The sequence below is a fragment of the Rhizobium sp. BK377 genome, from assembly GCF_014193935.1.
GTDB lineage: Bacteria > Pseudomonadota > Alphaproteobacteria > Rhizobiales > Rhizobiaceae > Rhizobium.
Window position 1 is genome coordinate 1,178,226 of sequence record NZ_JACIAC010000001.1, and the last position, 12,822, is coordinate 1,191,047.

Consider the following 12,822-nt stretch of genomic DNA (forward strand, 5'->3'; position numbering starts at 1 on the left):
ACAATCCGATCAGCCGGAGATCGTAGTTGCGAATCCCGGGGTGCCTCTGATGGTGTTGCTGACCGTGCAAATCTCGTCTTCGGCCATATGTGCAATCTTGCGTCGCGTTTCCTCGTCGATATCGCCTTTGATGGAGAAGATGATGTTGAATGTCGCGACGCGCGACAGCCCTTCCGCCGCTTTCTCCCCGGTTACATCGGCGGTGATCTCGGTGATCTTGTCGAGAATGCCGAGCTGGCTCGCCGCCATGCGGGCACTCAGCACGAGACAGGCCGAAAGCGAGGAATAAAGCAGATCGAGCGGGTTGAAGCCCGGCTGTGACGGGCTGGTGACGATATCGATCTCGCCGCCGGTGACCGACGTGACATGCGGGAAACCGGTACGGCCAAGAACGGCATTTGCACCGGTGGGACGGAGACGAGCCTTGAGATCGGCCATTTTTAAATCCTCTGTCGAATATAGCTTTCAAATAGTGTCTGCAGCTCAAAGCCGCAATGTGGTGATCTGATTCCGCTGAGCGCTGCCGAACGGAACCTTTCTACCCCTCAGCAGTTTTTTCCAGAAGCGACCTCATGAAGAGGCACGATTTCTCATGCCCAATGTCCGTCACATCGACCGCAAGCACAAAAATATGGATGTTCGCGACCGGCTGATCGTCGCGCTCTATGCGCAGCTCAAGGCCGAGCGGGAGACACGCGAGACGTTGGAATGGGCAATCCGCAACGGTGCAGTGTCCAAAGAAGTACTGGAAGCGATCGCCGCCGATCCGGTTCCTGTCGTGACCAGCGAGAATATCGCATCGCTTGAAAAGATCATCGCGCTCGACGAGCGGCGCAGCCGCTCGCCTCGGCAATGAATGACCAAAACGGCTGACAAGGAGGAAAGCACATGGCCGACATCACTTATCAGATCGTTCCGCATGACAGTGGCTGGGCCTACAAGCTCGGCGACACGTTGTCCGAACCCTACGCCACGGCAGAACAGGCGATGGATCGCGCAAGAAACGCAGCCGCGCGCCAGAAGATCGGTAACGGCGATGCGCTGCTCGCCTATCCGGCGCCGGATGGAAGCGGCTGGAAATTCCAACAGATCGAAACCGACAAAGGCAACAGCAGGCTCTGAACGGAGGAGGCGATGGCGGCACGCGCAAGCTGGAAGGGCCATCTGAAGATCGGCGACCTCGCTTGCGCCGTCGGCCTTTATACGGCCGTCTCCTCTTCCGACCGCGTCTCTTTCAATATCATCAACCGCAGGAGCGGCCATCGTGTCGAGCGGCGGTTCGTCGATAGCGAAACCGGCAAGCCGGTAGAGCGCGACGACCAGGTCAAGGGCTACAGGATGGAGAGCGGCGACTACATCCTCATCGAAGGCGACGAAATTGCCGAGATCACGCCGGAAAGCGACAAGGTGCTGAATGTGCAGGGCTTCATTCCCTGCGATGAGATCGACAAGCTCTATTTCGACCGCCCTTACTATCTGGCGCCGGTCGACGAGCACGATGCGGAAGCCCTCGCGTTGATTGCCAGAGGCATGCTCGATGGTAAAGTCGTAGCCCTTGCCGAAGCCGTGCTTTTCCGACGCAACCGTACATTGCTCATCCGCGCGCATGACGACCACATCATCGCGACCATGCTGAACTTCGACTATGAGGTGCGCTCAGCAGGCTCCGTCTTCAAGGACATTCCCGATATCAAATTCGACAAGGAGATGCTGGAGCTCGCCGGGCATATCATTGCCACCAAACAGGGCAGCTTCGACCCGAGCGGATATCACGACCGGTACGAGGCGGCACTCGTCGAACTGGTGAAAGCCAAGATCGAAGGCCGCGCGCCGCCGAAACGCAAGCGCGAGCCGGAGAACAAGGTGGTCGACCTCATGGAGGCGCTGCGCCAAAGTGCGAAAATGGGCGGAAAGGCACCGGCGAAAAAGCCTGCCCCGCGCAAAACCTCCGATAGAAGCAGCAGAAAGGCGAGCTGATCATGGCGCTCGAGACGTATCAGGCGAAACGCGATTTCAAGATCACGCCGGAGCCGCGCGGTAAGCCAGCCCGAGTGAAGGGCAACAGTTTCGTCATTCAAAAGCACGACGCCACACGGCTGCATTACGATTTTCGGCTGGAGATGGACGGCGTGTTGAAAAGTTGGGCCGTTACAAAAGGCCCAAGCCTCAATCCTGAAGATAAGCGCCTCGCTGTCCACGTCGAAGACCATCCTCTGTCCTATGGCGATTTCGAAGGTATCATTCCGAAGGGCCAGTACGGCGGCGGCACCGTGATCGTCTGGGACCGCGGTACCTGGACGCCGCTTGGTGATCCGCACAGGGCCTACCGCAAGGGGCATATGGAATTCGAACTCGACGGCGAAAAACTGAAGGGGCGTTGGCATCTGGTGCGCATGCACGGAAAGCCGGGCGAGAAGCGCGAGAACTGGCTGCTGATCAAAGGCGATGACGAAGAGGCCCGGCATGAGGGTGCACCGGATATCCTCAAAGAGCGTCCGGAATCAGCCAAAACCGGCCGCGAGCTGGAAGAGGTCGCCGAAAACCCTGACGCAACCTGGCAATCCAAACCTCAGGGCGGCAAGGCCGTTGCCGTAAAGACCAAGGCGCCAGCTCGGAAGGCAAAGGCCCCTGCCTCGCAGCGGGATTGGCCGAAAGGCGCGAAAAAGGCAGCCATGCCCGACTTCATCGAGCCGGAGCTTGCCAAGCTGAAGCCCAAGCCACCGGCCGGCGAACGCTGGATCCACGAGATCAAGTTCGACGGCTACCGGCTGCAGGTGAAGATCGAGGACGGGCGCGTGAGGATGCTGACACGCGGAGGTCTGGACTGGACAGAGAAATTCGGCAAGGACGTCGTTGATGCCTTCGCTTCCTTGCCTGTTGAAACGGCCGTCATCGATGGTGAACTCGTTGTGGAGCGCGATACCGGCGCATCGGATTTCTCCGCCCTGCAGCATGATCTCAGTGAAGGCCGTTACGACCGCTTCGTCTTCTATGCTTTCGACCTCATCCATCTCGATGGATATAGCCTGCTCAACGTAAGTCTTCTCGAACGCAAACATCTGCTGGAGAAGCTAATTCCGGAAAATAGCGACAAACTGCGCTATAGCACGCACTTCAATGAGAACGGCGGTCTCGTGTTGAACCATGCCTGCCGGCTCAGCCTCGAAGGCGTCGTCTCCAAGCTGAGCGACAGCAAATATGTCTCCGGCCGCAACGGCGAATGGATCAAGTCAAAATGCTCGCAGCGGCAGGAATTCGTCATTGGTGGCTACGTACCGTCGACCGCTATGAAGAATGCTATCGGCTCGCTCGCCATGGGTTATTACGAGGACGGCGCGCTGAAGCATGTCGGCCGCGTCGGCACTGGTTACACTGTCGCGACGGCACAGATGCTTTACGAGCGGTTGTCGGCAATGGAGATGAAGCAAAACTCCTTCGACGACAAGCTGACCGCCGAGGAGCGGCGAGGCTTGCGCTATGTCAAGCCGCAGCTCGTTGCCGAAGTGGAGTTCCGCGCATGGTCGGCGGATGGTAATCTGCGCCACGCGGCCTTTCGCGGACTGCGGGAGGACAAGCCGGCAAAGGACGTTGTGCGCGAGATGGAAAAGACAACCGCCAAAAACCTGCCGAAATCGGCAGTCCAGCTGACCCATCCCGACCGCATCTATTGGCCGGACGAGGGCGTCACCAAGGAAGGTCTCGCCAATTACTATGCGCAGGTCTGGCGTTTCATGGCACCTTATGTCGTCAACCGGCCGCTTGCTCTGCTGCGCCTGCCTGATGGGATTTCCGGCCACCAGCGGTTTTTCCAGAAGCACGCCTGGAAAGGCATGAACGAACATATCGAGCAAATCACGGATCCCAAAGACAAGGGCGGCGAGAAGCTGCTGCGCGTTACCGATTTCGATGGCGTCGTAGCGCTGGTGCAATCGGCGGTGCTGGAAATCCATCCCTGGGGCACGACCACAAACAATTGGGAAAAGCCCGACATGATCACCATGGACCTCGACCCCGGCGAGGATGTGCCATGGGAAAATGTGATAGCGGCAGCTTACGAACTGAAGGAGCGTATAGAGGGCGAGGGCCTTGCGGCATTCGTCAAGACTTCCGGCGGCAAAGGCCTGCATGTGGTGACGCCGCTTGAGCCGAAGGCCGGCTGGGTGGATGTGAAAGGCTTTGCGAAGTGGCTGGCCGACAGCATGTCGAAAGATGACCCCGACCGCTATCTTGCAACCGCAACCAAGGCGAAGCGCAGCGGCAAGATCTTCATCGACTACCTCCGGAACGGCCGCGGCAACACTGCTGTTGCTGCCTATTCCACGCGCGCCCGGCCAGGTGCCGCCGTCTCGATGCCGCTGGAATGGAGTGAGCTGACAACCGAAATCGGCCCTGCTTATTTCACCGTCGATAATACGCCGGCGCGCCTCGATGCACTCAGCAAGGATCCATGGGATGGGTTCTTTGCAGCAGCCAAGCCGTTGCAGAAGCGGAAGAGATAGGCTCTTGAAAGACGCTCCCCTTGTAGGGAGAAGCCTTTAGAACTACCGCGACTTCCCGCGACCACTTTCGGCCGCAAGGCTCTTCTTCAGCGCATCCATGATGTTGATGACATTGCCGGTCGATTTTACCGGCGCCGGCTTGCGGGCCGGAGCAGCCTTCTTGAGGCTCTTTTCCTTGCCCCGGATCAAGGCCTTCAGCCGCTTCTGAACCGGATCCTGTACCATCGAAGGGTCCCATTCCTTCGTTTCTTCCTTGACCAGCTTCTTCATCAAAGCCAGCAAATCACTGTCGACCTTTGCCTTCATGTCGAGTTCGGCGGTCGGTTCGCGCACCTCGTCACCGTAGCGCAGGGTCCAGAGAACTATGCCCTTGTCTAACGGTTCCAGCAGCACGGCCCGCTCGCGCCTATAGAGCACCAGCCGGGCGATGCCGACCACATCATTGGCCCGCATGGCTTCCCGGATTACGCAGAATGCTTCCGTGCCGACCTTGTCTTCCGGCGCCAGGAAATGCGGCTTGTCGTACCAGATCCAGTCGATCGAACCACGCGGCACGAAGCTGTCGATATCGATGGTGCGGGTGCTTTCCAGCCCCACCTCTTCGATCTCCTCGTCCTCCAGCAGAACATAATCATCCTCGCCACGCGGATAGCCTTTCACCTGATCCTTCTCGGCAACGGGCTTGTGCGTGACACTATCGACATAGCGGCTTTCGACACGGTTTTTCGTCGCGCGATTCAGCACATGAAACCGCACCTTGCTCGACTCCGTCGTCGCCGGCGTCAGGGAAACGGACGCGGTGACAAGAGAGAGTTTGAGGTAACCTTTCCAGAATGCTTGCCGGGCCATTCGGCATAAACGGTGACGGCGGCGGGAGGTTCCGCCACTGGTATAGATCGAGTGAAAATTTCCGGCTCCACTGGCGAGTTTCTACGGAATGCAACGCCGGAGGATCGCGCTGCGCGGTCATGAGTGCGCGCCTTCACGCCGCTTCATACAAGCGAAAGATTAAGCCCTCTCCCATGTTGCAGAGCCCGAGCCTGACCATTTTGCGGGCCGGATAGACGAATATGTAAGGGACGTGCACGCGTTACTCGCCGCGATCGAGCGGGCCGACTGTTTTCGACCCGTCGCTACCAGATCGCCGCTACCAGTGTGCTACCACACACCCCAATTTCGCGGGCTGGGGAGGTCAAAAGTTTGCTAATTATGGAGTGAAAGCAAAATGGTGCCCAGGACCGGAATCGAACCAGTGACACGCGGATTTTCAATCCGCTGCTCTACCAACTGAGCTACCTGGGCTAACCTGCTTCACGAAAACATTCCCCTTTTAGAATGTCGAGGCCTTGGTGCGCCCCGGAAGCGAGCGGGGTTATAGCATCTTGTTCGCCCATGGCAAGCATCAAATGATAGTTTTTTGACGGTCTTGCTGACTTTGGTGATTTGCGAGGAAAAATAAGGGCTTCGCGGTGGAAAACCTAGCTTTCCTCGTCGGGATAATCCGCCTTCGTCTCATCATCTGCCACGGGAATGGCGTAGGACCCCGTCAGCCAGCGCGACAGGTCCACTTCGCGGCAGCGGTTGGAGCAGAAGGGATAGTGTTCGCGGTTCGACGGTTTGCCGCATTCCGGGCAAGGACGTGTCTTGCGCAACGGCTCAACCTTGCCGCCGGTTTTCATTTCATCAGACATGGTTTGCTCCTTGCGGGAGATCAGCCTTCGGGCCAACGGCTGTGGACATCGAAGCCCTCGCCGGTCAACAGCAGAATGGTTTCGTAAAGCGGCAGCCCTACGACATTCGTGTAGGATCCGACCATTTTCTGTACAAAGGTGCCCGCCAGCCCTTGGACGCCATAGGCACCGGCTTTGCCGCGCCACTGGCCCGAGGCGATGTAGTTTTCGATCTCGAAACTCGACAGACGCTTGAAGCGCACCTTGGTCTCGACAATTTTTTGGCGCACTTTCCGATCAGGCGTGATCAGGCAGATGCCCGTATAGACCATATGGTTGCGGCCGGAGAGCAGGTGCAGGGAGTTCGATGCCTCATCGGCGAATTCCGCTTTGCCGAGGATGCGGCGACCGACAGCGACGACAGTATCGGCGGAGAGGATATAGCTGCCCTTCCAGGTGATGTCGCCCTTGATGGCGGCAAGTGCCGCTTCCGCCTTTTCGCCAGAGAGGCGGCGGGCGAGCGAGCGCGGATGCTCCGATTTCTTCGGCGTCTCGTCGATATCCATCGGCATCAGGCGCGAAGGCTCGATGCCGGCCTGATTTAGCAGATCGACGCGGCGGGGCGAGCCCGAGGCCAGAATGAGCTTGTATTTCAGCGCCATGGAACCTCGACCATCGGCAGGCGGGAGCGGAAGCTCCGGAGAGCTTCCCAGACCAAGCTTACTTGAAGCGGTAGGTGATGCGGCCCTTCGTCAGGTCGTAGGGCGTCATTTCGACCAGAACCTTGTCGCCGGCGAGAACGCGGATGCGGTTCTTGCGCATACGGCCGGCGGTGTGGGCAATGATCTCATGCTCGTTTTCGAGCTTCACACGGAACGTCGCGTTCGGCAGAAGTTCGGTCACGATACCCGGGAATTCGAGGACTTCTTCTTTCGGCATATAAGGGTTTTCTTCCTGTATGTTGGCAAAGCGGCGCTGGGCGCCTCAAAATTTGCGCGGAAACTACACAATCAACGGGGATTTGTGAACCTCGTAGATCGGGCTTTCCATCTTTTGTTTCATGCCGATTGCGCGGCGATGCCATTTCTCTTGAGCAGCCGGCTTTCGATAAGGTCGGTCATATGATCTCGAACCCCGCGATAGCTATCCAGTATCTGCTCGCGCGTTCCGGTCGCCACTGTCGGATCCATCGTCGGCCAATAGACGACATCAACAGCGCTGGACCGTGTCAACTCGAGCGCTGCGTGATGGGCCTGCGGCGAGAGCGTGATGATGAGGTCGAAATAATCGTCCTCGAGCTCGTCCAGCGTCTGCGGCTGTCGGCGGCCGAGCGACAGGCCGATTTCCTCCAGCACGACATCGACGAAAGGATCGCGTTCACCGGCGCGGACGCCCGCGGACCTTATATAGGTATTACCTGGCAGAATGCTACGGGCTATCACTTCCGCCATCGGCGAGCGGATGACATTCAGCCCGCACATGAAGAGGATGGCGCCCGGCCGCTTTCCGTCCTGCGTTTCGATATGCGGCTCCATCGCCGTCATCCGCGCCAATAGAGCACGCAGACCAGCGTGAAGAGACGCCGGGCGGTGTCGAAATCGACATCGATCTTGCCCGAGAGACGATCCTTCAGCGTCTGCGAGCCTTCATTGTGAATGCCGCGTCGCCCCATATCGATTGCCTCGATGCGGCTCGGCGAGGCGGAGCGGATCGCTTCATAGTAGCTCTCGCAGATCATGAAATAGTCCTTCACGATCCGCCGGAAGGGCGTCAGCGACAGGATATGCGTTGCGACATCCTCGCCCTTTTCGGTGGTTATGGAAAAGACCAGCTTGGAATCGACCAGCGAAATGTTCAGTCGGTAAGGCCCGCCGGCATGGCCGACGGGTGTGAAAGAATTCTCCTCGATCAGGTCGAAGATCGCCACCGCCCGCTCATGCTCGACATCAGGCGTCGAACGGCCGATCGTATCGTCAAGGACAACGTCGCAGAGCCGGAAGCCGTCCTTCGCCATTCCCTCACCTTTCGAGGTTCAGGCGGATCGCGACCGATCGCGCATGGGCATCGAGGCCTTCGGAAACGGCCAATGCAATCGCTGCCGGGCCGAGGTCGCGAAGCTGCTGCGGGCCAAGCCGCAGGATCGATGTGCGCTTGACGAAATCGAGAACCGAAAGGCCGGAGGAAAAGCGGGCCGAGCGCGCGGTCGGCAGCACGTGGTTGGAGCCGCCGACATAGTCGCCGATCACTTCGGGCGTATGGGCGCCGATGAAGATGGCACCGGCGTTACGGATCTTGTCCACGAAGAGATCGGGATCGGCGACGGCGAGTTCCAGATGTTCGGCGGCGATACGGTTTGCAAGCGGAATGGCATCCTTGAGATCGGAGACAAGGATGATTGCGCCAAAATCGCGCCAGCTGGCGGCGGCGGTTTCCGCACGATTCAGCGTTTTCAGCTGCCGCTCGACGGCTGCTTCCACAGCCTTGCCGAAGTCCTCGTCGTCGGTGATCAGGATCGCCTGAGAGCTCTCGTCGTGCTCTGCCTGGGCGAGCAGATCGGCGGCGACCCAGTCGGGATTGTTGTCCTTGTCGGCGATGACGAGCACTTCAGAGGGGCCGGCGATCATGTCAATACCGACGGTGCCGAAGACCTGCCGCTTGGCGGCGGCGACATAGGCATTGCCTGGGCCGGTAATCTTGGCAACCGGGGCGATCGTCTCCGTGCCATAGGCAAGGGCAGCAATCGCCTGCGCACCGCCAACGCGGTAGATTTCATTGACGCCGGCAAGTCTGGCCGCGGCCAGCACCGCCGGATTGACCGAACCGCCCGTTGCCGGCACGGCGATAACGATGCGATCGACCCCTGCAACCTTTGCCGGTACGGCATTCATCAAGACCGAACTCGGATAGCTCGCCGTGCCGCCGGGCACATAGAGGCCGACAGCTTCGATTGCCGTCCAGCGCGAGCCGAGCCCAACACCCATGGCGTCCTCGTAGATATCATCCTTCGGGAGCTGTCGGCGGTGGTGGGATTCGATGCGGAGTGCGGCGACCTTCAGCGCGCCGAGGACTTCGGATGGGGTAACCTCGACGGCTTTCTCGATTTCTTCTTCGCTCACGCGCATCGGCACGGTGGCATAATCGATGCTGTCGAACTTCTTAGAATATTCCGCCAGAGCGACATCGCCGCGCGCGCGCACATCATCGATGATGGCGCGCACGACATTGTTGACGTCTTCGGAGATCTCGCGCTTGGTGGTCAGAAATGCCGCGAAGCGCAGCTCGAAATCGTCGGATGTCTGATTGAGCCAGATTGCCAAGGCAGGAATTCCTTCTTTACTCGAAACTGTTGCGCTCAGGTGCCGGGGTGGCGCGGCCTGGAGCCCGTTTCCCAGGCGCCGCCGATATCGGCAAGCTGCACCTCGATACATTCGACATCGAGGACGATCGAGGCCGTGCCTGAGAGCGAAAGCTCGAGCGTGCCTTCCGGCCCGTCGCCCTTCTGCTCGAAACGCAAGGCGAGCAGCGACAGCACATCGTCGCGCCGCGAGCGATCGATGCCGATCGACCGGACAGAAAGCACACGCTTGAAGACGAGGGCAGCACGGCGGCGTTCGAAACCCCTGCGCTTGCGGGCCGCCTCCTCCCAGACGAAACGGTTGGCAGCGAGCGCAAACTGCTTGTCGCGCGGCGACCAGTCGATATCGGCCACCTTGAAGACGCTGTCCTGTACATGCGCGGAAATGACCGCCAGGTCCTCGGCATCGAGCGCAACAAGCTTCAGGTCGGTCATCCAGCCTCTATCCCATGTCTTTCTGCCGCAACTGCGGCGATCCGTCAGACAAGGGAAATAAGGCGCGACGGCCAAATACGCAACCAGGATAAAGGGCGCATAAGTGCGCTTTTCTTACTCGCTGACGCGTTCGACGATGGCGCCGCAGCGGGTCAGCTTTTCTTCCAGCCGCTCAAAGCCGCGATCGAGGTGATAAACACGGGAAACCATGGTTTCGCCTTCGGCGGCAAGGCCAGCAATGACGAGGGAAACGGAGGCACGAAGATCGGTCGCCATGACCGGCGCCCCCTTCAGCCGCTGGACACCTTCGATCTTGGCCGTCTGGCCCGACAGCGAGATCTTCGCGCCGAGGCGGGCAAGTTCCTGCACATGCATGAAGCGATTTTCGAAGATGGTTTCCGTGACGTGCGAGATGCCGGTAGAGCGGGTCATCAGCGCCATGAACTGCGCTTGCAGGTCGGTCGGGAAGCCCGGGAAGGGATCGGTGACGATATCGACCGGCTGAATACCGGCACCATTGCGCTTGATGCGCATGCCGTTGTTGGTCGATGAGATGTCCGCACCGGCGCGGCGCAGGGTTTCCAGCGCCGTTTCCAACAGGGCAATATCGGTATTTTCAAGCACGACATCGCCGCCAGCCATGGCGACGGCCATGGCATATGTGCCGGTCTCGATGCGGTCAGGCAGGACGCGGTGGCGCGCGCCTGAGAGCGAGGTGACGCCTTCGATCGTGATTGTGGAGGTGCCTGCGCCGGAAATTTTCGCGCCCATGGCGTTCAGGCAGTTGGCGAGATCGACGACTTCGGGCTCGCGTGCGGCATTGCCGATTACGGTCGTGCCGCGGGCAAGCGTTGCGGCCATCATAAGCACATGCGTCGCGCCAACCGACACTTTCGGGAACGTATAGTGCGTGCCGATGAGGCCACCCTGCGGTGCCTTGGCGTTGATATAACCGCCATCGATTTCCATCGTCGCACCAAGTGCGGTCAAGCCGTCGATGAAAAGATCGACCGGACGCGTGCCGATGGCGCAGCCGCCGGGCAGCGACACGCGGCAATGGCCTTCACGGGCCAGAAGCGGGCCGATGACCCAGAAGGAGGCGCGCATCTTCGAGACCAACTCATAAGGAGCGGTCGTATCGACGATGGTGCGGCAGGTGAAATGGATCGTGCGGGCGTAGGAATCTTCCTGCCGCTCGCGGCGGCCGTTGACGGCGACGTCGACGCCGTGATTGCCGAGAATGCGCATCAGCAATTCGACATCGGCGAGGTGCGGCACGTTTTCCAGCGTCAGCGTATCGCTCGTCAAAAGCGAGGCGATCATCAGCGGCAGCGCAGCATTCTTCGCGCCGGAAATCGGAATGACGCCATTGAGCTCATTACCGCCGACAATTCTGATACGATCCATGTGCACTTACGGGCGAGGCCCGCCTTTCCTCAAAAGTTTTGCCTGTGGGGGCAAGGCAAGAAGTGGGGTGTTTAGAGCAAATCCCCGCCCGCTTCAATTCGTAGTGGACCGAACATTACGATTCGTCCATTTTTGCGGCAGGCGTTTGTGCAGCGGGCAGCCCGTTCGTCTCGTCTGCCTGGCCGGATCGGCGAGCGCGCACCTGCTGTTTGCGTCTTGAAAGATTTTCTCTCAGTTTTTCGGCAGCCCGTTCGCGGCGCAATGCCGCCTGGGCTTCCATGGCCGCTTTCCGGCTCTGCCTGGCCTTCTCATTCTCTTCGTTCATCCCCCAGAACTAACCGAATTCGCGCCATTCCAAAAGTGGGCGGGACGTTATTCCCAGAGAAGTTGGAATTTGCGGCTTGCACTCCTGTCGAAGCTGTGGCAATAGCCGCCCCGTTCACGCGAATTGAGCGTTTCCGCTTCTCGCGTCTGGTCCTGCTGCCGTAGCTCAGTGGTAGAGCACACCCTTGGTAAGGGTGAGGTCGGTGGTTCAATCCCACTCGGCAGCACCAGTTTTCTCCAGAGAATTCGAAATGATACGGCATAAAGGCACCCCTCGCCCGCCGCATGGTTCCGTTTGAACACGCAGAACAGAACGCGAATTGCACGTAAAATCGGTGCAAAATCCGTGCAGAGCGTTCGGCGAATGTTCTGCGTCTGATAATTTGCCATGAAGAATCTTCGGCAGGCGGGAGAGGTCATGGAAGAAGAGGCGAAAGCTATTCAGGAAAGCGCAAAGGCGGTTCAAGAGGTCGCGAAGACAGCAGCCACATATCAACCTTCAATCCACGAACTTGGCAGTTTCTTCGGAAGGCTGATGACTACCGTTGAGCAGGGATCGGGCCTTATAGCCGACTACATCAAGGGTCGCAGGTTCGAACTAGCTGTAAAGCAAGAGGCGCGAATCAAGGCCCTTATGGAGGAGAGGGGAATTAAGACCATTCGCCCGATGCCACTGTCCACCGCAGTCCCTCTAATTGACGCGGCCACCCTCGAAGACAACGAAGACATCGCCGAGATGTTCGCGAATTTGATCGTCAGTCATATTCACAAAGAGTCGGACACCTACGTTCCAAAGCAGTTCACAGAGACACTGAAGCAGCTTTCGCCGTTTCAGGCGGCGGTGCTCAAAGCCATGGGTGACGCACCCGAAAAATCGCGTAACGCGTCAGGTATGATGTACACGGCACCATTGCCCAATCATTATTGGGATGCTCCGAAACCTTACGATCGAGACGTGCCGGGGCCTGATCGCAATCTTCTCGTCGCGCTCGCATCGCTTCAGCAGGTCGGCTGCATTGAAGGCAGTGCGACAATGGGTGGATACAGAATGCTGACCCAAGCACTAGTTACCGAGTTCGGGAGGGCGTTTCTCGATGCCGTTGCCCCAACGCGCTTGTAACGGTGCCGCTGG

The 12,822-nt window shown here is 59.0% G+C and carries 16 protein-coding genes and 2 tRNA genes; 6 read left to right on the forward strand and 12 right to left on the reverse strand.

Annotation, left to right across the window (positions count from 1 at the left end; translation table 11 throughout):
* Nucleotides 1-9 precede the first annotated feature (9 nt).
* Nucleotides 10-438 (reverse strand): OsmC family protein, encoded by a 429-nt coding sequence (locus FHT92_RS05835; RefSeq protein ID WP_183823125.1) that lies wholly within the window; start codon nucleotides 436-438, stop codon nucleotides 10-12.
* Nucleotides 439-592: 154 nt separating this feature from the next.
* Here FHT92_RS05835 and FHT92_RS05840 point away from each other — a divergent pair, with 154 nt between their 5' ends.
* Genes FHT92_RS05840 through ligD form a run of 4 tightly spaced genes read left to right on the forward strand, consistent with a single transcriptional unit; the run spans nucleotide 593 to nucleotide 4,499 of the window.
* Nucleotides 593-856 (forward strand): hypothetical protein, encoded by a 264-nt coding sequence (locus tag FHT92_RS05840; RefSeq protein WP_183823127.1) that lies wholly within the window; start codon nucleotides 593-595, stop codon nucleotides 854-856.
* 32 nt (nucleotides 857-888) lie between these two features.
* Nucleotides 889-1,122, forward strand: a complete 234-nt coding sequence (locus tag FHT92_RS05845) for a DUF2188 domain-containing protein (RefSeq protein ID WP_183823129.1) — start codon at nucleotides 889-891, stop codon at nucleotides 1,120-1,122.
* 12 nt (nucleotides 1,123-1,134) lie between these two features.
* Nucleotides 1,135-1,977: a Ku protein gene (locus FHT92_RS05850; RefSeq protein WP_183823131.1), complete on the forward strand. Its 843-nt coding sequence runs from the start codon at nucleotides 1,135-1,137 to the stop codon at nucleotides 1,975-1,977.
* Between the two features lie 2 nt (nucleotides 1,978-1,979).
* A complete protein-coding gene (gene ligD, locus FHT92_RS05855; protein ID WP_183823133.1) occupies nucleotides 1,980-4,499 on the forward strand; it encodes a DNA ligase D in 2,520 nt (839 codons plus the stop codon).
* Between the two features lie 42 nt (nucleotides 4,500-4,541).
* Here the strand turns inward: ligD and FHT92_RS05860 are convergent, their stop codons facing one another.
* From FHT92_RS05860 to FHT92_RS05910, 11 genes are all read right to left on the reverse strand, one after another.
* The gene (locus FHT92_RS05860) at nucleotides 4,542-5,348 is read right to left on the reverse strand and encodes a Ku protein (RefSeq protein ID WP_183748924.1); all 807 of its coding nucleotides are present in this window, start codon (nucleotides 5,346-5,348) and stop codon (nucleotides 4,542-4,544) included.
* A gap of 377 nt (nucleotides 5,349-5,725) precedes the next feature.
* Nucleotides 5,726-5,801, reverse strand: a tRNA-Phe gene (locus tag FHT92_RS05865).
* A gap of 176 nt (nucleotides 5,802-5,977) precedes the next feature.
* Complete coding sequence (yacG, locus tag FHT92_RS05870) at nucleotides 5,978-6,190, reverse strand: DNA gyrase inhibitor YacG (RefSeq protein ID WP_113298516.1); 213 nt, start codon at nucleotides 6,188-6,190, stop codon at nucleotides 5,978-5,980.
* Between the two features lie 20 nt (nucleotides 6,191-6,210).
* Nucleotides 6,211-6,831 carry a Maf-like protein gene (locus FHT92_RS05875; protein ID WP_183748923.1) on the reverse strand — a complete coding sequence of 207 codons (621 nt, stop codon included), beginning with the start codon at nucleotides 6,829-6,831 and terminating at the stop codon, nucleotides 6,211-6,213.
* Between the two features lie 58 nt (nucleotides 6,832-6,889).
* Entirely contained in the window at nucleotides 6,890-7,108 is a 219-nt protein-coding gene (gene infA / locus FHT92_RS05880; RefSeq protein ID WP_003545338.1) for a translation initiation factor IF-1, read from the reverse strand.
* 119 nt (nucleotides 7,109-7,227) lie between these two features.
* Complete coding sequence (locus FHT92_RS05885) at nucleotides 7,228-7,713, reverse strand: low molecular weight phosphatase family protein (RefSeq protein WP_183748922.1); 486 nt, start codon at nucleotides 7,711-7,713, stop codon at nucleotides 7,228-7,230.
* On the reverse strand, nucleotides 7,710-8,183 hold the full coding sequence (locus FHT92_RS05890; protein ID WP_183748921.1) for a UPF0262 family protein: 474 nt from the start codon (nucleotides 8,181-8,183) through the stop codon (nucleotides 7,710-7,712). The genes FHT92_RS05885 and FHT92_RS05890 overlap by 4 nt, the downstream gene beginning before the upstream one ends.
* Before the next feature lie 4 nt (nucleotides 8,184-8,187).
* Nucleotides 8,188-9,486 (reverse strand): histidinol dehydrogenase, encoded by a 1,299-nt coding sequence (hisD, locus tag FHT92_RS05895; protein WP_183823135.1) that lies wholly within the window; start codon nucleotides 9,484-9,486, stop codon nucleotides 8,188-8,190.
* Between the two features lie 35 nt (nucleotides 9,487-9,521).
* Nucleotides 9,522-9,959, reverse strand: coding sequence for a DUF2948 family protein (locus tag FHT92_RS05900; RefSeq protein ID WP_183823137.1), 438 nt, complete (start codon nucleotides 9,957-9,959; stop codon nucleotides 9,522-9,524).
* 114 nt (nucleotides 9,960-10,073) lie between these two features.
* Nucleotides 10,074-11,366, reverse strand: coding sequence for a UDP-N-acetylglucosamine 1-carboxyvinyltransferase (gene murA / locus FHT92_RS05905; RefSeq protein WP_183748918.1), 1,293 nt, complete (start codon nucleotides 11,364-11,366; stop codon nucleotides 10,074-10,076).
* A 115-nt stretch (nucleotides 11,367-11,481) separates the two neighbouring features.
* Nucleotides 11,482-11,691, reverse strand: coding sequence for a hypothetical protein (locus FHT92_RS05910; RefSeq protein WP_183748917.1), 210 nt, complete (start codon nucleotides 11,689-11,691; stop codon nucleotides 11,482-11,484).
* Between the two features lie 154 nt (nucleotides 11,692-11,845).
* On the opposite strand from FHT92_RS05910, the gene FHT92_RS05915 reads away from it, so the two are divergent.
* Together FHT92_RS05915 and FHT92_RS05920 are read left to right on the forward strand one after the other, a co-directional pair.
* Nucleotides 11,846-11,920 (forward strand) — tRNA-Thr (locus FHT92_RS05915).
* Nucleotides 11,921-12,108: 188 nt separating this feature from the next.
* A complete protein-coding gene (locus tag FHT92_RS05920; protein ID WP_183823139.1) occupies nucleotides 12,109-12,810 on the forward strand; it encodes an Abi-alpha family protein in 702 nt (233 codons plus the stop codon).
* Nucleotides 12,811-12,822: the final 12 nt, after the last annotated feature.

Coding starts and splice junctions, on each gene's coding strand:
- FHT92_RS05890 (WP_183748921.1), bottom strand. CDS start 8,183: ATGGCGAAGGACGGCTTCCGGCTCTGCGACGTTGTCCTTGACGATACG.
- murA (WP_183748918.1), bottom strand. CDS start 11,366: ATGGATCGTATCAGAATTGTCGGCGGTAATGAGCTCAATGGCGTCATT.
- FHT92_RS05835 (WP_183823125.1), bottom strand. CDS start 438: ATGGCCGATCTCAAGGCTCGTCTCCGTCCCACCGGTGCAAATGCCGTT.
- FHT92_RS05900 (WP_183823137.1), bottom strand. CDS start 9,959: ATGACCGACCTGAAGCTTGTTGCGCTCGATGCCGAGGACCTGGCGGTC.
- infA (WP_003545338.1), bottom strand. CDS start 7,108: ATGCCGAAAGAAGAAGTCCTCGAATTCCCGGGTATCGTGACCGAACTT.
- FHT92_RS05885 (WP_183748922.1), bottom strand. CDS start 7,713: ATGACGGCGATGGAGCCGCATATCGAAACGCAGGACGGAAAGCGGCCG.
- yacG (WP_113298516.1), bottom strand. CDS start 6,190: ATGTCTGATGAAATGAAAACCGGCGGCAAGGTTGAGCCGTTGCGCAAG.
- ligD (WP_183823133.1), top strand. CDS start 1,980: ATGGCGCTCGAGACGTATCAGGCGAAACGCGATTTCAAGATCACGCCG.
- FHT92_RS05875 (WP_183748923.1), bottom strand. CDS start 6,831: ATGGCGCTGAAATACAAGCTCATTCTGGCCTCGGGCTCGCCCCGCCGC.
- FHT92_RS05840 (WP_183823127.1), top strand. CDS start 593: ATGCCCAATGTCCGTCACATCGACCGCAAGCACAAAAATATGGATGTT.
- FHT92_RS05910 (WP_183748917.1), bottom strand. CDS start 11,691: ATGAACGAAGAGAATGAGAAGGCCAGGCAGAGCCGGAAAGCGGCCATG.
- FHT92_RS05850 (WP_183823131.1), top strand. CDS start 1,135: ATGGCGGCACGCGCAAGCTGGAAGGGCCATCTGAAGATCGGCGACCTC.
- FHT92_RS05845 (WP_183823129.1), top strand. CDS start 889: ATGGCCGACATCACTTATCAGATCGTTCCGCATGACAGTGGCTGGGCC.
- FHT92_RS05860 (WP_183748924.1), bottom strand. CDS start 5,348: ATGGCCCGGCAAGCATTCTGGAAAGGTTACCTCAAACTCTCTCTTGTC.
- FHT92_RS05920 (WP_183823139.1), top strand. CDS start 12,109: ATGGAAGAAGAGGCGAAAGCTATTCAGGAAAGCGCAAAGGCGGTTCAA.